Annotated in this window: 14 protein-coding genes; 2 read left to right on the top strand and 12 right to left on the bottom strand. The window is 48.0% G+C overall.

The annotated features are described in order from the left end of the window. The first annotated feature begins 144 nt into the window (after nt 1–144). Entirely contained in the window at nt 145–555 is a 411-nt protein-coding gene (locus tag R70331_RS15400; protein ID WP_042176953.1) for a MerR family transcriptional regulator, read from the top strand. On the opposite strand, the gene ppsA is transcribed toward R70331_RS15400, so the two are convergent. Both ppsA and R70331_RS15390 read right to left on the bottom strand, forming a co-directional pair. Beyond that, nucleotides 539–3,154: a phosphoenolpyruvate synthase gene (gene ppsA, locus R70331_RS15395; protein WP_042176951.1), complete on the bottom strand. Its 2,616-nt coding sequence runs from the start codon at nt 3,152–3,154 to the stop codon at nt 539–541. The two genes, R70331_RS15400 and ppsA, sit on opposite strands and share 17 nt — an antisense overlap. A gap of 241 nt (nt 3,155–3,395) precedes the next feature. Then, complete coding sequence (locus tag R70331_RS15390; RefSeq protein ID WP_042176948.1) at nt 3,396–3,875, bottom strand: GyrI-like domain-containing protein; 480 nt, start codon at nt 3,873–3,875, stop codon at nt 3,396–3,398. 109 nt (nt 3,876–3,984) lie between these two features. On the opposite strand from R70331_RS15390, the gene R70331_RS15385 reads away from it, so the two are divergent. Further along, nucleotides 3,985–4,935 carry a helix-turn-helix transcriptional regulator gene (locus R70331_RS15385; RefSeq protein WP_042176946.1) on the top strand — a complete coding sequence of 317 codons (951 nt, stop codon included), beginning with the start codon at nt 3,985–3,987 and terminating at the stop codon, nt 4,933–4,935. 90 nt (nt 4,936–5,025) lie between these two features. Here the strand turns inward: R70331_RS15385 and R70331_RS15380 are convergent, their stop codons facing one another. From R70331_RS15380 to R70331_RS15345, 10 genes are all read right to left on the bottom strand, one after another. After that, nucleotides 5,026–11,418 (bottom strand): rhamnogalacturonan lyase family protein, encoded by a 6,393-nt coding sequence (locus R70331_RS15380; protein ID WP_081947628.1) that lies wholly within the window; start codon nt 11,416–11,418, stop codon nt 5,026–5,028. 591 nt (nt 11,419–12,009) lie between these two features. Further along, the gene (locus tag R70331_RS31560) at nt 12,010–12,156 is read right to left on the bottom strand and encodes a hypothetical protein (RefSeq protein WP_156131137.1); all 147 of its coding nucleotides are present in this window, start codon (nt 12,154–12,156) and stop codon (nt 12,010–12,012) included. Between the two features lie 14 nt (nt 12,157–12,170). Beyond that, nucleotides 12,171–12,977: a hypothetical protein gene (locus R70331_RS15375; RefSeq protein WP_052419074.1), complete on the bottom strand. Its 807-nt coding sequence runs from the start codon at nt 12,975–12,977 to the stop codon at nt 12,171–12,173. Nucleotides 12,978–13,182: 205 nt separating this feature from the next. After that, nucleotides 13,183–13,866: a DUF554 domain-containing protein gene (locus tag R70331_RS15370; protein ID WP_042176944.1), complete on the bottom strand. Its 684-nt coding sequence runs from the start codon at nt 13,864–13,866 to the stop codon at nt 13,183–13,185. A gap of 58 nt (nt 13,867–13,924) precedes the next feature. Beyond that, nucleotides 13,925–14,806 (bottom strand): MerR family transcriptional regulator, encoded by an 882-nt coding sequence (locus tag R70331_RS15365; RefSeq protein WP_231576296.1) that lies wholly within the window; start codon nt 14,804–14,806, stop codon nt 13,925–13,927. 166 nt (nt 14,807–14,972) lie between these two features. Continuing rightward, a complete protein-coding gene (locus R70331_RS31555) occupies nt 14,973–15,119 on the bottom strand; it encodes a lmo0937 family membrane protein (protein WP_156131136.1) in 147 nt (48 codons plus the stop codon). Between the two features lie 150 nt (nt 15,120–15,269). Further along, the gene (locus tag R70331_RS15360) at nt 15,270–17,078 is read right to left on the bottom strand and encodes a methyl-accepting chemotaxis protein (RefSeq protein ID WP_042176940.1); all 1,809 of its coding nucleotides are present in this window, start codon (nt 17,076–17,078) and stop codon (nt 15,270–15,272) included. 255 nt (nt 17,079–17,333) lie between these two features. Further along, the gene (locus R70331_RS15355; RefSeq protein WP_042176938.1) at nt 17,334–18,041 is read right to left on the bottom strand and encodes a transglutaminase-like domain-containing protein; all 708 of its coding nucleotides are present in this window, start codon (nt 18,039–18,041) and stop codon (nt 17,334–17,336) included. Nucleotides 18,042–18,071: 30 nt separating this feature from the next. Next, entirely contained in the window at nt 18,072–18,836 is a 765-nt protein-coding gene (locus R70331_RS30525) for a helix-turn-helix domain-containing protein (protein WP_052419073.1), read from the bottom strand. A gap of 120 nt (nt 18,837–18,956) precedes the next feature. Continuing rightward, nucleotides 18,957–19,814, bottom strand: a complete 858-nt coding sequence (locus R70331_RS15345; RefSeq protein ID WP_042176936.1) for an aldo/keto reductase — start codon at nt 19,812–19,814, stop codon at nt 18,957–18,959. Between the last annotated feature and the right edge of the window lie 2 nt (nt 19,815–19,816).

Genomic DNA, 19,816 nt, shown 5'->3' with positions numbered 1-19,816 from the left:
GTAAGCCCTCCTGAAATGTTTAGGTTGTCGTCTTGCTCTAATCGTTTGTATAAAGCTTCCGGCTTGTCAGGCCTTTACAAAACCTATGTTATTACTTAAAGTTAACTCTAAGTCAAGAAGTAATTTGAACATAGGAGATAGAGCATGAATACCTATACCATTAACGAAGCTGCGAAGCACTTCAATCTCACTCCGCATACCCTGCGGTATTATGACAAGGAAGGACTTATGCCTAACTTAGAACGCAGTGCGGGCGGCAAACGAATTTTTAAGGATACCGATCTTGATGCACTCAAGGTCATTGAATGCCTGAAGGCTTCGGGGATGCCGATCAAGGAAATCAAGCATTTCATTGAATGGTGCTCCGAAGGTGATTCTACCCTGCAGCTCAGATATGACATGTTCCTGGAACGCAAGGCGTCCGTAGAAGCGCAGATGGAACAATTGAAGAAAACCATGGAAGTCATCGAGCATAAATGCCACTATTATGAGACCGCCCTGGAATGCGGCACGGAAGCTATTCACAAAAAGAAAAAAGCTACAATATCTCAATAATCCCCTCCGTTCCATTAATGCGGATCATTTGCCCGTCTTTGATCCGGCGGGTAGCCTGCTCCACTCCGACAATAGCCGGTAAGCCGTATTCCCGGGCAATCACTGCCCCATGTGTCATCAGGCCGCCGACTTCAGTAACAAGCCCTTTAACGGATACAAATAAAGGTGTCCAGCTGGGGTCGGTGAACGGGGTGACGAGGATATCCCCCTCTTCCAGATCCGCATATTCCATGTTAAAGATGACTCGTGCCCGTCCTTCTATTACGCCTGAAGAAACAGGAAGCCCTATAATAGCGTCCTCCGGAAGATTGGCACGCTTATAGCTGCCGTTAATCATCTCACCCTCAGAGGTCAGGACACGCGGCGGTGTCAGCTTGTCATACAATCTGTACTCTTCTTTTCGTGTCCCGATCATTTCATAGTCCAGCCGGCTTGCACTGACAGCTTCGCGGAGCTCATCAAAGGTCAGATAAAAGATGTCCTCTTTCTCCTGTATAAGACCTTTCACAACCAGTTGTTCTGCCTCCCTCAGCAGAGCTTGCTTATAAATAAAATAACGGCTGATCATGCCGTATTTCGGATATTCCCGGTACCCGCTGAAGCCGCGGAGCAGGCGGATGACCCGTTTCGTTTCAGCAGCCTTTTGTCCGCCGTCCGGCAGCTGCTTCAAGCGGTTCAAGAGCTCCTGCTCCTTATTTACGGCTTCCTGCCGGCCCTGCTCGAACTTCTGCCTGCTGGCGCCCCGGCTGAAATGCTTGATATGATTCAGGATCACCGGGACCAGCGTATGCGGCTGCTCGCTCCAGCGGGTTCGGGTCAGGTCGATCTCACCGCTGCAGCGCATGCCGTACTTCTCCAGGTAGGATCGGATAGCGTCACTGGCCTCGCGGCCCCCTGCTAATGAAGTCAGCTCATCCAGAAAGTCTTCCGCTATGGCTTGCTGCAAATAAGCAATAACCTCCGGATAAGGGCGGATTACATCCGCAACATCCAGCAGCGCCAGCCCCATTTCTGAAGTGATATTGTCTGCTACCGACTGGGAGAGCGTATCTGTTGCGTTCTTTTCGCCTAACCATTCGTTCATCCGTTCATTGATCCATGAGGAAGCGTCCATACCTGTCATGATGACTGCTGAGCTCTGCGGATCGAACAGAAGCTTCTTCAACTCCTGCATATCCTCCAGAATAAAATCAAACAAAGTCGTTCCCGATTTAGTAGAAATGTTATGTTTCAGCTCTTCAACGGATGACTGATTCCGCTGAATCAATCCAGGTACGATGTCAGGATCATATTCAATTCTTGCATTAAACAATCCGGGATCTGTATTTTCGTTGCTTTTAAGCGAATTAGGTAACTTATGGTTCTCTGATGAGACCTGAATGAAATCTCCGCGCTCTACAATTGACATAAGGGCGTTTTTAATCAGCGGGTCAGACTTCCCGAGCGCATTAATGACCGCTGCTCCTGTGTCCGGTGATGCCAAATGAGGGGTTACATCCACGAAAAGTCTTCCGCCGGCGGTACGCATAGGTGCTGGAGTAGTCATTAGATAAAAAGCCAAGCCCAGCGGTTTCATGGCATCTGTCATCATCTGCTGGTGGCCGACGGACAGATACACACGGTTCGCCTGATCTGCCGCCTCCGGGATTGGAAATAAAGTTGTAATGGGCCGGCTCTGTACGATATAAAAGACACCGTCCTCCAGGCACCACTCGATGTCCTGCGGGCAGCCGAAATAAGCCTCAATCTGCCTGCCCAGCAGCGCCAGCTCAATAATCTGCGGATCGCTGAGCGCTGGTACAGTCTGCTGATGCGGTTCAAGCCTGTGAGTCTGAATTCCGCCCTCCTGACAGCTATACATCGCCAGCTGTTTTGAGGCAATTTGCTTATTAGTGATCACCCCGTCCCGGATTCTATAGCTGTCGGGAGATACCAGGCCGGAGACCAGTGCTTCGCCGAGCCCAAAACCGGCCTCAACGGACACCGCCTTCCGGCTGCCGGAAACCGGATCCGCAGTGAACATGATACCGGAGACCTCCGGTTTAATCATCTTCTGAACAATAACAGATAAATACACCTGAGCATGGTCAAAGCCATTCTCTATCCGGTAGATTACTGCGCGGTCCGTGAACAGTGAAGCCCAGCATTTGCTGATATGCTCCAGAATATTATGGCTTCCGATTATATTTAGATAGCTGTCTTGTTGGCCGGCAAAAGAGGCATGCGGCAGATCTTCGGCAGTTGCGCTGGACCGTACGGCATAGGCAAGCTCCTCTCCAAGACTGGACAGTTGAGCTACCACCGCTCGCGTAACTTCAACAGGAAGTGCTGTTTCCAGTATGATTTGTCTGATCTGACGGCTGATAGCAGCGATCTGCTCCCGGTCACCGGCTGATAGTGTCTTTAGCTGCCCGACCAGAGACTGGTACACTTTGCTCTTTGCTACCGTTTGCCGGTAAACTGCTGTAGTCACACAAAAGCCTTCGGGTACCTGAATTCCGTCAATCCGGGATAATCTGCCCAGATTCAACGCTTTTCCGCCGGCAAGCATAAGCTGTGAGGCCTCTAATTCTTTAAAGCTGAGTACCGGTTTTTGCATGTCATATCTCCCCTAATGATTAATTTGCAAAAAAAAGATTTGACAAGAGCAGCTGTGTGTAGTAGATTTAAAGTATAAGATAACATTTTTATGTCTATTTTCTTGAAAAATAGAGGTGTGTTGATTATATCACTGCTTCTGTACATATGCAATTAAGAAAGAACCTGATCTCTTGATCAGGTTCTTTCTTGTTTTTTATTGAGTTATTTGGTATTGCGCACTCTATGTGCGATCGGCTGTTTTATTTTTTGACAACAGGAATCCACATCTCCCCATATACGAGGCCGTTCCTGTTCCCCATCTCGACTGTTGTATTAGGGCCGCCGACATAAGCGAATTCTGTTGATTCCGGTAAAGCCTGGCCAAAAGCAATTCCGGTGAGCTTATTGTTCAAAGCATCCGCTGTTTGGTCTTCCCCTTTGACTACCAGGTATTCCCCTGCAGGAAATTGAATGACTCTGGCTTCCTCCGGTGCTGTCTGATCCGACATAACGCCGGCGTAATGCATCATTTTGTTGTTAACCGCTTCATTTACAGCAAAAATATAGTCATTTGAAGCTATACTTTTTAAATGAGCGAGTCTTCCATCCTGGCCGGCCTGCTGCCAAAAATCCGTTTTTTCCTTAATGATGCCTGCGTAATCGGTGTAATCGCTTTTCAGCTCGGTGCCGAGTCCTATGACGATAAAGCTTTCTTTTTGCTCAAAGTTATAATCTGACATTCCGGAAAACTCCTCTTTGTTTGGATTTATCAAATGATTGTCTTCCTCATCTGATAAGGCTATGATAACCTTAAATCATGTCAAAAAATGATACTGTTTAGGGGCGGCTATGAAAAAAGTTGAACGGATTAACATTATCATGCGCTATATTAACAACCGGGCGCATTTTACCATAGCGGAGCTGATGCGCGAATTCAATATCTCCCGTTCGACTGCAATCCGGGATGTCCGGGAAATTGAAGCTTTAGGGATGCCGCTTGTGGCAGAAGTGGGAAGAGACGGCGGTTATTCTGTCATGCGTAACTCAGTCCTTCCGGTGGTCCGGTTCACTGATAATGAGCTCAAGGCGCTTTTTATTGCTTTTATGGCTACAAGAAACCAGCAGCTCCCTTATTTGAAGAGCCGTCAGTCCTTGACCGAGAAGCTGCTCGGCCTGATCTCAGAGAATCAGCAGGAGGATCTGTTTCTATTAAATCAGCTTCTGCTGTTTGAAGGGACAAACCCCCACAATCCGGAGCTTCTGGAGCTTACAGATCTTCCCCACCCCATGCTGGACAAGCTGATTCAGCTCCTGCTTACAGACAGCTATTTATTAATTTCCATTTATGATAAAACCTATCCCGTATTTCTCTTACAGCTTTACAGGGAGAAGAGCCGCTGGATGATTAAAGGCTTTGATTTACAGGGTGAAAAAATGCAGATATATCCGGTTGACCTGCTTGAGAACGTCATGCCGTTTGTACCGGAACGAAGATTAAGCAGGAAAAAAATGCTTGATAAGCTGAGCAAACAGGAAGAAGCCGTCAATCTTGTTCTTGAGCTTGGTCCAAAAGCAATTGCCCAGTTCAAAAAATATCATCCTGTTCAAGCTTCGATTTCTTATACGAATCCATATCAGACAACGGCTATGCTTAAGCTCTTTATTAACGTGAATCAACCTGATGAATTGGCTGAAATGACCAGCTGGCTGCTATTCCTCGGAGAAAATGTGCAGGTCCGGGAAATGCCCGGAGAAGTTAGAGAGAGCATGCAATCCCGTATTCGCTCATTCGGTGAGTAACCTTTAGTTGCAGATAAAAAGCCCAATGAAACGGTATGGCCGTTCCATTGGGCTTCGTTCGTGCAGATATGATGTACGGGTTGCCTAGCCTTATTTCTTAACTGTCACAATCATCTTCACCGTCCGGGTTTCCCCGCCTGCATTACTTAATACGGCCTCGTATTCATAGGTTCCGGCAGCTTTGCCTGAGATTGCTGTTACAGCTGACTGGGCACCAGGCGAACGGGACTGAAGGACCTGTGTGTCTACCAGCTTGCCGTTCTCATATAGCTTGTATCCGGTTGCGTTGGTTCCCCACCACAGATTCATAGTGACGTTGAAGCTGCCGTCTCCATCCCAGTTGTCATTAGACAATACCGCTTGGCCCGGTGAGGCATCTGTAACATTCACAGTCAACGGAGCACTCTTCGTAATGCCCAGTGCATTAATCAGTTCGCCGGTATAAATATAAGTTCCGTTCTTCTTGCCGGAGATGTCAATTTGCACGGACTGGGCAGCCGGGGACTGGTCAGACAGTGATACTTCCTTAACCAGCTTCCCGTCCTCGTACAGCTTGAACCTAGTACCGTTATTTCCCCACCAGAGATTCATCGTGATGGTGTAATCCCCGTCTCTGAGGCCAGTGTCATGACCGTTATTATCGGACAGGACAGGCGTTCCCGGTGCACTGTTCGCCAGCGGAGTTGCCTGGCTGAGCCATGCAGCCCATTTGTGCAGTACAGCTGCCTGCTCACCGGTAAATACCGAATGGGCAGCCGCGTCTACATCGCTCATGTAAGCTGCGAGCAGCTGGCGGGCTTTGGCGCCGTTGCGTGCAATTGCCGCCTGCTCTGCTTCCTGCAGCTTCGCAGCGAGCTGACCGGCAAGTGCAGCAGCACCAGGGTCCTCTGAACCGGCAGCAAACGTGTGTGTCAGTTCTGTCAGGCTTGTGAAGGTTGCCGTAACGCCAAAGTTGAAAGCAACTATGGTCTCCTGGCCTGCACGGTCATATACCAGTGCTGTTACGGTGTTCAAGCCCGGCTCAAGGGTATAAGCCTGCGTATTCAACACTTCACCGTTAGGCTGTTCCACGCCGGAGACTGCATCGGCAGCGGAATAGCCAATGACAACCTGCTGGTCAATTGTATATTCACTCAGCCCCTGGATATCAACAACCGGCGGTGCCAGGTCGATTCGTACCTCCAGAGTCTGTGCGTTCTCTTTGTTGCCTTCCAGATCTACGCTCCAGTAGGTGATGAGATGGACGCCTTCTTCTTCCAGGCTCAGCTCCGTTCCGGCCACGGCTTCACCGCCGTCTACCTGATAATAGGTAGCTTCTACACCTGGAGCTTCATCTGTCGCGGTAAAGGTTACTTTAACCGGCGAAGTATACCAGCCGTTATAGAGCTGTCCTTCCACTGCCGCAGTGGTATGCGGTGCTTCATGATCAGACGGCTCAGCATCCAGAGTTACCAGTGCAGACAGCGGAATGTTCAGTTCCTGTACAAGCCGTGCCACCATCTCCGCTACCTTATTTGCACCATTTACCTGTAGATGCGTGTTATCTTCTGTTGTTCCTACCCACATAAAGATGTCTTTGGTGCCTTCTGTACCAAGCTCCTGGAAGGTTTCCCAGCTCACCTGATTCAGATCAATCAGCAGCGTTCCGGTCTCCAGTGCAGTTTCCTTCATTGCCTTCACATACTCAGGGAAGCTCTTATTAAGCACTTCACCTGTAAAATCACGGCGGTTAACCGGTGTCACCAGAACCGGGGTTGCCCCTCTCTGCACTGTACCGTTAATATAATCCTTCAGATACACCTTGAATTGCTCCGGCGTCAGATAACGCTCCGGACGGGAAGGTGTGGAGTCGTTGTGCGACCATTGCATGAACAGATAATCGCCTTCATGAAGGTTTAGCAGGATATTGTTCAGATAACCGCCAACCAGGAAGGTTTTACTGCTGAGCCCGCTGACTGCGCGGTTATCGACACTAATCTGATCCAGGTCGAAGTAGCCGCCCAGCTTTTCGCCCCAGCCTGCCTGCGGACGATAGCTTTCCGCATAGTTGGCCACTGTTGAATCACTGGCGAGATAGATAACAGGCTTAGTACCTGCGCCGTTATCAGGCAGACGTTCAAGCGTCATCGCGTTGATCTTTGGAGTGGCACCGGTGAATTCAAAGGTAAAGATGCCGTCAATCAGCGCGATATCATAGCTGACTTCTTTATATTCGCCTTTTGCTATGGCAGCAGCCGGCAGCTTTGGCATTTGTTCGACGGTAACGCCGGCATTCGTCGATTCCTGCGCATCTCCGATGGTAAGCGTTACCCGGTAGTTAGCAGGTTCCATTTCAACCAGGAAGGTGCTGCCGTTCACATTAGTGAAATCCCCGGTGAGATCATTTCCTGTCTCACGGTTCGCATCCTGCACCAGAGCGGTATCCGTAAAGCCGTAGCCGTTACCTTCGACATAAGCTCTCTTGCTGTCTACTTTCGTGTAGCCTTCAGCCGCGTTGCCGGAGCCAAAGTCAAACTTATAGCTGCTGATCTCACCTGCAGGTTCAGTTGACAGTGAATCCTTCGCAACGGTCAGCATGTTAAAGATATGATCGACCTGCGCTTGTGTGGCTTCAGTGCCGATGATGGCTTCTGCAGCCGCCATCGCTTTATTCAGAACAGCCTTGGATGCTTCGGTATAGGCTGCCAGATCCAATCCTTTTACCTCAGTATGCAGAGCGACCAGTGCCTGCTGGTCACCTGTAACCGGCGGCAGTTCTTTACCCTCGATATGCACATTATCAATTTGTGTAGTCCAGTTCAGTGTACCGCCCCCGCCTTTTCTCGTTCCCAGGAAGCGGAGTGCTCTTACATTGTCCGCGTAAACACCCTGATTCATTGGAATATCCTCGATAGTCTGTGTAACGCTTGGATCTGCCAGGCTGGTCAACGTCAGATCCATAGTTTTCTCAGCAAAATTAATGGTGAGATCTACGTTAACCCATTGATTCTTCAGTATATTGGTAGCAACTCCGCCGTCCGGTACTGCTGTAGTTCCTGTTCCGTAATCCGGTGTATATGGGCCTACAAAGTAATGAATTTTTGTACCGGGACTTGTAGTTCCCGTCTTGGTCAGCAGTGTTAAGATGACGTTCTCATTCCCATCCAGCAGCGACAGATGGCCCTCTGACGGAGTGGCACTGACATTGCCGGAATTCCAGTCAAAATTCACCTTCACGATGTCACCGTTAACGGCATCGAACAGCCGGAACGTCTTTGCCCGGTTACCGGAGCCTGATCCGTTAACGGACAGCACCTTGTTGCCGCTCTGGTCTACAACGGTTCCCGACATCGTACCGGCGATACCTGTCGCATTAACCAGCGCATACTTCACTGCAGCCGGATCGCCTTCAAAATCCTCTTCATATACCTGAATTTCCGGTTCCGGTTCAGGCTCGGTGATATCCGGATCAATCACATAAGGGGATATGCCTAATTCCATTTCTTTAACCGCTCCTGCAACAAGTGCGGCGATTACCTGTGCACCGTAGCTGCTGAAGTGAGTGTTATCGCCTACGCCGTTAGGGTACTTTGGAAATTCCCCCGGATTAGCATAGAGGAACACCTTCTCAGAAGCGCTTAATCCGATTTTGTCATAAAAAGCAATGCTCAACTGGCTCAGATCAATCAGCTTCACATTCAGCTCTTCGGCTACTTCCTTGGCAGCCTTCACATATTCAGGGAAGCTGACGTTGAATTCCTGGGTTACGGTATTAAAGTCTCTGCGTCCTACCGGGGTGAGCAGCACCGGCTCGGCACCGCGCTGTCTGGCACCGTTGATATAACGGGCCAGATAGGTTTTGTAGTCCTCCGGCGAAGCATAACGGTCTGGAATTCCGGCGCTGGCGTCGTTGTGCCCGAAAGAAATGAAGAAATAATCGCCTGGTTTAATCCGCTGCAGAATCGAATCCAGCCGGCCGTCTACCATGAAGGATTTGCTGCTTCTGCCGCCGATCGCATCATTCTGGACGACTACGCCATTTGCAAAATAGCGTCCAAACTGCTGGCCCCAGCCTTCCTGCGGAGCCTGGATACTGCTGTAGGACTGCATGGTTGAATCGCCAGCCATATAGAGGGTTACAGCATCGCCCGGCGTTTTGTCAGGGTATTTTGAAATGATAATATCCTGTACATCAATAGCCGTTCCCGTGAAAATAAACTCCAGCTGGCCGTCCACCAGCGCAACATCATAGGAGAATTCACGGGTTTCCCCGGCATTAAGGCTGGTCACGGCCAGCTTCTGGACGAATTCTGACTTTACGCCCACGTTGGAGCCGCGGTCCGTATCTCCCAGCTTTAGCGTCACCTGATAATTGGCATCTGGCAGGTCGACTGCGAATTTAGCATTTTCAGGCAAGGTCACCTGTCCTGCTCCTACTGTGATACCGTTAATGCTCTCAAAGCCATAGCCTGAATCCTGTGTGTATAGCTTATCCTGTACCGAAACAGCTCCCGCTGCTGCATCTGTGCCAAAGTCAAAGTGATAGACCTGCTCAGGCAATTGCTGCGATCCGGTCAGCGCAAGATTCGCTTTCAGGAATTCAGTGGCTTCTGTTCCAAGGTAGAATCCGGTATGCGGCGGCTGGTTATAGCTGACATTCTGCCAGGCAATGCCGAGCCGGTATACCGGGTCCTGCATCAATGTTGGAATTTTGTAAGCGGTTGGAATCGTAGTAGTGTAGAGCCTGTACTCGGAGCTGTCTTCACTGCGCAGCAGCAGCTCTTCACGCCAGTCGCCGAGGATATCCGCCTGAAGAGCGGGAGTTCCTTTGGTATGGTTATTAGTCAGAGTACCAGTAGCCCGGAAGATTTCTTTTAGCTGCTTGTTGTCATAATCCCATTTGTATATGAGCGGAATTCCCTTTGCGGTAGTGTTATTCCAGTCATGATCAAACAGCTCACGCTGCAGATCCCCGTCCCACCAGATTGCAAAGTTAGCGCTCTTTGGCACCTCATTTTGTTCATAGATGACGTCGCCGTTTGCAGAAAAACCTTTAGACAAAGGGTCCATTTGCCCGTCAACAATATTGGAAGCCCACGATTCATATCCGGGGTAGTTCGGATCAATATCCGCTGACATACCGCGCCCGGTATCCTTGCCTGTATACTGGCCCCAGATAATTTCTCCTGTTGCAGCATCGCGCATCTCCAGCCCGTATTCGGCATTCGTATGCTCATGTACGCTGAACACCTGGTAGCCTTCGCGGTTCGGATCAAGCTTGCCGGCATGAATAGCATCACCATGGCCGAGTCCGGTACTGTACATCAGGGTGCCGTCGTCGTCAATAGCGAGGGCTCCGTACATAATTTCATCCTTGCCATCGCCGTCTGCATCCAGCACACTTAAATTGTGATTGCCCTGTCCCTCATACTCTTTCCCGGCTTGATTCGTATCAAAGGTCCAGCGCTGTACCAGCTGGCCGCCGATATAGTCGTATGCTGTCAGTACAGTGCGTGTGTAATAACCGCGGGCCATCACTACGCTTGGCTTCACGCCGTCCAGATAGGCAATGCCGCCCAGGAACCGGTCAACGCGGTTGCCGTAACCGTCACCCCATGCGGCTACATCGCCTCTTGGCGGGATGTAATCCACAGTGGATACGGCAGCACCTGTTTCACCGTCGAACAAAGTGAGGAATTCCGGGCCGGTCAGGATATACCCGCCGTCATTACGGTAATCCTTGCTGCCGTCACCAATGACAGTGCCTTGGCCATCTTTGGTGCCGTCGGCAGTTTTGACCACAACTTCAGCCTTGCCATTGCCGTCCAGGTCATAGACCATCAGCTGGGTATAGTGAGCGCCGGCACGGATGTTGACACCAAGGTCAACCCGCCAGAGCTTGGTGCCGTCCAGCTTAATAGCATCAATATAGACGTTGCCGGTATATCCGGCCTGAGAATTATCTTTGGAATTGCTTGGGCTCCACAAGAAAACGATTTCATATTCCCCGTCGCCATCAAGATCCCCCACAGATGCATCCCCGGCATAATAGGAATAGGTCCCGCCGTCTTTGGTGCGTCCATCCGCAGGTTTATCCAGCGGAATCGGCAGATAGTTGTTATGCCAAACCGAAACCGTCTCAGGCTGGATTTGCTCTTTTCCCGCTATTATAGTAGAAATCTGGTATTGGGAGCTGTCCGCTCCTGTAGTGTCAACATAGTTCGTTGAATCTGTAATTGGGGCACTATTAACCTTATATCCGTTTTTATATACATTGAAAGCGATTTCATTTGAATCCGTATTTAAGTATCTCCAGCTTAAATACACTCCGCCGTTAGTCAGTACGGCCACTAGTCCGCGGTCCAGATATTCAGCCTGACGCGCCGGTGAGCTGCCGGATGTCTCGGCATGTGCCGGAGCCGGGGGAATCACTAACAAAATAATCATCAGAATTGACATACAGAATGCAAGTGCTGATTTCCTGCCGGAAATGTTTATACCCATGTGCTTAACTCCTCCTATTTGTCTAAAATCAATTTTAGAAATGAGGGGAAATCTAAACATAAAACTGGAAAGCATTGCAGCATTAATCCTAAAATCAGGAAACATCAGACCTTTGCTAGGATTATCACTCCCTTCCCATGCAGCTTTTATATAAGCGGGGTTTTTCCTGTAAGATTCCGGAAAAATTCTGCAATACTCGATCCCGCCACTAATTATGCACAAGTGTATCAAAGATTGGGAGCGCATTCTTAGCAAAAAAATGCAGATTAAGCTTAAAATCGACTATTTTACTTTTTTGATATTTTATTTTGTTTATATAAACTGAACTAATGATTTTTATGCTTACGGGTTAGCCGTGACTCCAGAGAATATTTGGACTTCCGGCCGCTGTTGTCTGCAGATTTCTTGATTTATACCGTTCTTAACGGTTGAAATCCGCAGACAAAGGCGGTCGCTACCGCTCCTCCAGTTCCAAAATTCCCCTCCGCCACTTTTCCCTTAGTAAATGTTTAGTTCAATCTATATAGTTAACAGGTGAAAATAAAAACAAGCCCTGCATGGATTGCAGGGCTTGTCCGGATTTCAAGTAAATTAATGATCAACACCATGGCCAAGCGGTACAAAAATGCCGCCTTTACCCGTTAAAGGAACGGTTGTGCCGCTATCCGCACTAACTGCGGCAGCATTTACACTAAGCAAGGCGATTACTGCGACAATGAGTATAAATGTTTTTTTCATAACATGAATCCTCCCTAGTCTAGTATAGATTTCATTATTTGAAGATACGTATCCAGCTGCTGCGAAGTAGCCTGCCCTCGGAGTGTCTCAAATAGAGCAGCGGATTTTTTAAATCCTGTATCATCTTTAAGTTTAACTGAGGTTGCTAAAGACTGAGCAATTGTATTTAGAGCATCGTCAATGCTGCCATTTATGGAGTAATATCTTGCTTTTAAGTAGGAATAATCTAGGTAATACCGTATATTTCTTTGTGTCTCATAGTATTCATCCATAGAAGTAATTTGTTCCCCGAACTCCTCTAAAACATGATCGACATTAAATCTATGCTTAACAGCGGCCTTCAAAATGTGGAGTACTCCAGGCATTATTTCTTCTCTGTTATTTCGCAGAAAAATGAGATAATCGGGCAGAACAGATACATTTCCTTCATTAAGCTCAATGATGTACTGATTTGCTTCGGCTATTCCGCGATAATAGTTAACCTCTTCCTGCCCTTCAGCATCTATTCCATTAATCCAGCCTAAATCCTCATATCTTGCGATACAATCTCTCGCCTCTTTGTAACGTCCTAATTTTTCAAATGCAATCCCTTTAAGGCACATACTAAATCCAAAATAATAGACTATGTTTCGTTTTAAGCCAAAGTTGCTAACTTGCTTTCCTGCAAGCCGCTCCTGCTGAATGATATTATAGAAAGTATTAATCTCGGTGTATAGTCTGTCGGCGATAATGAGCATGCTGTCCCAATTCTCTAAAGTAAACGAAGCTTTTAGCATTTGTACCAGTGAGTCTGAATTGAACCCATTAAGATCCAGCTCCAAAATGATCCATCCTTCCCTCCAATATGACATACAAACGACTAGTAAATCCCATGTAAAATAATAAAATGCTATTTCTTGGGATTATTATTCCTTATTTTACCTATTTTAGTATGTGAGCTATATCATATTTCCTGGACTTTTTATGCAAAAATACAAAATTGCGATAAAAATGCAGCACATTATTTAAAACAGCTCCTTACAAACACTACAGTCCCAGCCCGCGTGTAACAACAATAAAGATGACGGGTATCAGCAGTGCAGGAATCAGGTTAATCGTCTTAAAGCTTCGGACTCTAAGAATACTCAGACCCGCACATAAGATCAGTACCCCGCCTACTATTGAGGTTTCTGTTAGTAGTGCAGGTGATATAAAGTCAATCAGCACATTAGCCAGAAGAAAGATTGAACCCTGCCAGCAGAAGAGCACGGCAGCGGCCCAGATAATCCCGATTCCGAATGTGGAGGCCAGCACGACAGAAGTCATTCCATCAAGAATGGCATTCGTGTACAGGTAGGTATTGTTGCCGTTCAGAGCACTTTCTATGGGACCAATGATTGACATTGTTCCGACGCAAAATAGCAGGATCGCAGTGGACAGACCCTCCGCCAGATTGCCTGCCGAAAATCTGGAAACTACATTTTTGAAGCGCTGCTCCAGATCAAGCATCTGCCCGATTACACCTCCAAGAGCCAGGCTGACTATAAACAATACAGGGTATTCACTATCCGGTAAGTGCTGAGCGATGGCATTGATGCCAAGAGCGGTAGCGGCCAGCCCCATAGCTTGCATAAGAATATCCTGATAGGCTTCTTTCAGCCCTTTTTTAAATACACTGCCAGCAACGCTGCCGATAACAATTGCAGCAGTATTCACAATCGTTCCAATCATTAGATATCTCTCCTACAATTCATTTGCTACAAGAATAAACCCTCCAGTAGCTGGAGGGTCAATGCTTGATTACCGGCAATTGAATTTCGGTGATGAATTTGGAGGTATCCTGTGTAAGCCCATAATCGATATACGTAATTTCGAGTGAATCATCAGTTAGGGTATAGCCCTCTTCCTCAGCGTAGCTCAGCAAATTCTTATAATGGACTGCTGCGTCTGCATGGGTACCGACAAACCGGATCGTCAGACAGGTCTGCCGGGGAATTGTTTTTACAATCTGATCTGGCCGGGATGGCTTATCCGCATCTAAGAAGAGGAATATGGCGTCATACTCATCGAAGCGGTGTTCGGCGAGACTCGCGACTGAAAGAATTAATCCGACTTGCCCCAGGAAGACACTGGATTTGAGCGGGCTGCTGTTCGCTAACCGCCTGATCCAAAGTTCCAGATTATCACTATGGTGGATTCGCTGCTTCAGCATGATGATCGTCCGTTCAGGAAAATCAGCCAGCCGTATCCTAAAATGATCCTTTGTCCGGGCCGCATCTTCAATCTGGTGAATCCGCTGCTCTAATCTCCGCTGAATCTGTTCGAATTCCCTGATTTTCTCTTCGGTTCGGGTCTTCTGCTCTTTTAACAGGAACAGAATGTCATCCAGATTCCGGTTATGTACAAACTGCCCGATTTCCTTTAATGGAATGTTCAGTGCTTTTAGATAAAGAATCGTATTCAGACTCTCAAACTGCTCAGTAGAGTAATAACGGTATCCTGTCTGCTCATCCACAGATGCCGGTGTGAACAAGCCGATTTGATCATAATAGCGTAGCGTCCGGATATCGATCTGAAAGAGCTTGGCCATTTCGCCGATTAAAAACATGCTGTTCATGGTTGGACTCAGGTCCCTTCCCTCTCCAGTATGGACAGTTTTAATACTATGCATCTTATCATCCTGCCGTTTGAAAAAACAACATATAGAAATACGGGAAGCATCTATTAATGATACCGAAGGAATCGCTGCTCTTCATCGAATACAAAAAACCACAGCCCCGGCTTACCCGGAGGCTGTGGTTCTGCTGCGGTTCTATCCCCGCAATAATGTGAAATCGCTAACCCCGTGACCGTCCGCGGAACAGGTTGACGAGGAATAGGATCACGGCAACAAAAAGTAACAGGTGAATAAGATTGCCGACAACATCAAAGATAAAGCCGAACAGCCATGCAATAACTACTAGTCCGATTAAGCCCCATAGCATAAGAGGTACCGCCTTTCTCCTTAGGAGGTATTTGTCTCTACTTACCCGTATAGAAGGAGAGTTAAACGGTGACCAAAAACTGGTATTACACTTTAAACTGTCTGATCAGATGCCTAGATCTTTCATGTCGAATGTACGGGAATGTTCGGGCTATAGCTTAAAGGAATCTACCGATGCTCTAAGCTCTGTTACAACCTGCTTCAAATTGTCCGATGAATGGACTACTCCTGATAAGATATTCTTTTGCCCTGCAGCCTCGCCGTTAACCGAGCCCACCATCTGCGACACGGATTCAGCTGCGCCAGTCAGCTCGCCCATGGTCGCCGCAACCTCTTCAGAAGAAGCAGACAGCTGCTCGGTTACAGCGGACGCCTCGTGCAGCTGATTTGTTATGGAGGCAATCGATGAGAGGATCTCCCCGAACACGGCATGGACCTCTCCCGCGCCAGCTTTGCCTGCCTTAATCTCTTCTGTAGTCTGGTTCATCAATAAGGAAGCCTGTGTAATATCCGTGACGGTATCCTGCAAAATCAGGCTTACCTCCTCAGCGGCTTGTCTGGAATGGTCGGATAAGCGTCTCATTTCAGTGGCAACAACCAGGAATCCGCGGCCGTGCTCACCTGCCCGTGCGGCTTCGATAGAGGCGTTAAGAGACAGCATGTTTGCGTCCTGCGCAAACCCCGATATGCTTGTGACAATTTGATTCATATGTATGGTCTTATTGTCCAGTGAGGAAATAACGGCTTCTAATGTTGAAATGATCCTTGTTAGATCAGACATTTGAACAGTCAAAGAAGTGATCGACTCCAGGCCATGTGCGGCGGAAGACTGCATGACAGAGGAATTATCAGCAATATGTGTAGCGGTAGCTGCAATCCGGTTGACCCCCAGTGCCATTTCTTCAACTGCGCGGCCGGTTTCTATAATACCGGTTAGCTGGATTTTCACATGAATGGACATCCCCTCCATATTACCAACCACATTATCCGTTTGTGCCGATGCCGTATGTGATCCAAGCAGTACCTCCTGCATTGCCTGCTCTGTAACAGATGCACTTGCTGCAATGTTGGAGATCAGCTTTCTCAAGTCACTGATGGTAGTGTCTACTGAACGGGACAGCTGGCCGAGGTCGTCCTTCGGATAGCTGGCGGAAGGCACTGCTGTCAGATCTCCTTGAGTAAGATTCGACAGCTTAGTATTGACACTGTGCAGTGTGCTGGCGATATGGCGGATTGTCAGAGCTGCCAGAATCAGCGTAGCCGCCTCGACCAGGAATAACATGATGAAGCCGAAGCGTTCTTTTCGCAGAGCCTCGTTCTTGGCAGCCGCAATGTTAACCTTGGAGTAATTCTCCAGTGAGGAGGTTATTCGTGAAATAGCCGCGCCAATATCAGACAGCTGTGCATCCAGCACGTCTTCTTGCGGGGCAGCTCCCGCCGGCTGTGTGATGTCCGCAGACCAGCTCTGGAGCTTGGCGTTCAGATCGGCGAATATCATGCTCAGTGTTGTGGCGGTATCCCTGTAAAGAATGCTGTCGAGTACGCCAAGCTGATCCAGCTCTGCCCTGGCTATCTCCATTTTATTGATAATTGCAGCTGTTGCCGCGGGTGTTATTTGCGTTCCTGAGGCGTCACCGGTATAAATATACTTTTTATGCTCAAGCATAAGTTGCTGCAGGTTTCTGTCCGCATCAAATAATTCAGTAGCTGAACGGATGGTTACGCTGTACAGAACGGTAGTTATATTGTTTATATCCCGTTTTCCGGTCTCGACCATATAAATCATCGCTACGGCAAAAGAAATCAGGCTGATTGAGATCATAAGGTACAGCTTAAGCCTGACTGAAAGATTCCTCCACAAGCTGAGCCCGGAATGCATCCGTTCTGCTAGTGATACCCTCTCTCCCGCCCTTCCGGGAAAAGAAATCTCTCCGCCTGCTGCGCTATCTGCGTTATTCATGTACTACCCTCTTTCTGAATGTATGACTTTTACATTTGAAGCTGAAACAAACAAATATGTACGATTTGTAGTGATTTTTATAGACTTATTTTACTTACATTCAATGATAAAACACTGATAAACCTCTTAAAATTTGAAGTTTTTGCTGCTTGTTCCCGGTAATCGGCGCGTTCAACCTCATGCTTAAGGAGCGTGCAGAAAAAAGCCCCTCAATTATTGAGGGGCTATCGTGCAGTCATGGAGATGAGCCATTCGTTACTCGGCCCTTCCCTGCCTTATCTTCCGGACGTTGCGGTTCATCAGATGCCGGACAATATGTATAAATACAGCCTCACGCAAAGGGCCCAAATTCTGCCGGTGTACCGCGAAGAAATCGTCAGGACTGTCAAATATTCCGAAATCCTGAACAATACCTTCCTTTTGAATATACGTATCGCTTTCATCCCAATATACAGCAGGGTTACGCAGGTTGTCTGTGGCAGCACCGTAGCCGCAAAACCCTTCCGGGCAATCTGCAAATTTTTCCTGAAGCTTGCTTAAATAAGGAATATCAAGGATAAAGCCCTCGATATTAAGCCACTTATCCTTATACCGGACTTCAACCCAGCTATGGACGATTTCCTGCGGGGAGAGCCGGTAATACCAACCCTTCATCGCCCCCTTTTGCAGCTCCTTATGAATGGTAAATCCATGTATCCGGCACGGAATTCCTGCTGCTCTGAGCAGGGTCATGAATAGAATCCCTTTAGTATTACATTGTCCGTATCCGTCCCTTAAGATCTCAGAAGCCGGAATGACATCTGCACGGTTATAGCCGAACTGAATATCATCACGGACATAGTTGTAGATTTGCAGTATTTGCTGTTTAACCGGAAGCAGCATCCATCCTCGCTCCTGAATCAGCTGCTTAATCTGCGGATGCGAGTAATCCAATAATGTTGTCTCCGCCAAGTGTACAGTCATGGTGTAACACCTCCTGTACCTATTGTACGGTCATTGCAGACAGGAAACTTTCAAAAAAACGCTATCCTTGCGGATTTCCCTCGCCGCCATTCCCAGCATCCGTTTGCTTGTAGCAGCAAAGTGTGAAGGGCTGTCAAAGCCTGCTTCCATCGCCGCTTCCGTAATTGGGGCTCCGTTAAAAATCAAATAAACTGCTTTTTGCAGCTTATGAAGTACTATATATCCGCTCAGGGAGGTTCCCGTATTGTCCTTGAACAGATGTGATAATCTGCTGCTAGAGAGTCCCAGTTGGCTGGCATATTCACCCACAGAGTGCTCAGAATCACGGCAATCCCTAATGAGGTTAATCAAATCCCGGATTCTGGTGTCTGTTACACCTGTCTGTACATGATCCAGTTGGAACAGCATCATGAGCTGCCGGAAAAAGAGGCTATAGCTGCTGCTGTCCGTGATCTCTGAACACTGCTCCAGAGCAAATGCAGTTATTGTATCCACCAGCTCAGGCTGGAGGATACTGTAACCATGGCCATTAATCTGCTGCCTGAACCCGGCTGCTATATCCGATGTCCCGTCAATAAGCAACAGCATTAACGGCTTTCCCGTTCCATTCAATCGATGTAAGACGTTGGAATCCATCACAATTCCATTGCAGCGAATAGTGCTGCCGTCCAGATCAATGTCCAGCTCGCCCCCAAGTGCAATGGTTACCTGTACAAAAGAATGTGCATGTTCATCTGCATCTATTGCATCGGACAGGACGAGCAGGTGATGCTCTGCCCCGTATAATTTCATCATCTACTGTATCTCCCCAATCCGCTTTCTGCTTATCTGATCAGGTACCATTATAGCAAGAAAAACAAAGAGCCTGCACCTGGCAGGCTCTTTCGACGATTATGCTTCTTTACTTATATTGCATTATTCCAGGCCTTTTTTAGCGTAATCCGTCATAAATTCTACCGTCTGCGGATCTGCATGGGAGAAAAACGCGCTTTCTCCTGTATCTAGCGCCGCTATTCTTTCCATATCAGCTGCTGTCAGTTCAAAATCAAACACGCTGATATTCTGCTCCATCCGGTCCTTGCTGACGGTCTTTGGAATGACAACCACGCCGCGCTGGATCAGATAACGCAGAGCAACCTGGGCTACGGATTTGTTATATTGATCACCGACCTCCTGAAGGGTGGCATTGGTGAAGAAATTATTTCTGCCTTCGGCAAACGGACCCCAGGACTCAATCTGTGTGTTGTATTTTTTCATAATCTCATGGGCTGCAGTCTGCTGATGGAAGACATGAGTCTCCACCTGATTGACAGCTGGAACGACTTCGCTGAATTTCACCAGATCGATGTATCTGTCCGGATAGAAATTGCTTACGCCGATGGCTCTGATCTTACCTGCCTTGTAGAGCTCCTCCATCGCCCGGTAGGTTCCGTAATAATCGTTAAACGGCTGATGGATTAGCACCAGATCGAGGTAATCGAGCTGCAGCTTGCGCATGGATTCCTCAATAGATGCTTTGGCACGTTCATAGCCGGCATTGGAGATCCAGACCTTGGTGGTAATGAAGAACTCTTCCCTGGCTACTCCGCTTTTCTTGATTGCGTGTCCGACAGCCTCTTCGTTGCGGTATGCCTGTGCAGTATCTATCGAGCGGTAACCGGCGCTGATCGCGTCCGATACACATCTTTCGCATTCCTCAGCATCTGGAATCTGGTATACTCCATATCCCAGTACCGGCATTTGAACGCCATTATTAAGTGTTACATATTCCATTC

The sequence above is a fragment of the Paenibacillus sp. FSL R7-0331 genome (genome assembly GCF_000758645.1).
Lineage (GTDB): Bacteria > Bacillota > Bacilli > Paenibacillales > Paenibacillaceae > Paenibacillus_AQ > Paenibacillus_AQ camerounensis.
Note: the sequence above shows the minus strand (reverse complement) of the source record. Positions and strands in the feature narration are given on the sequence as shown.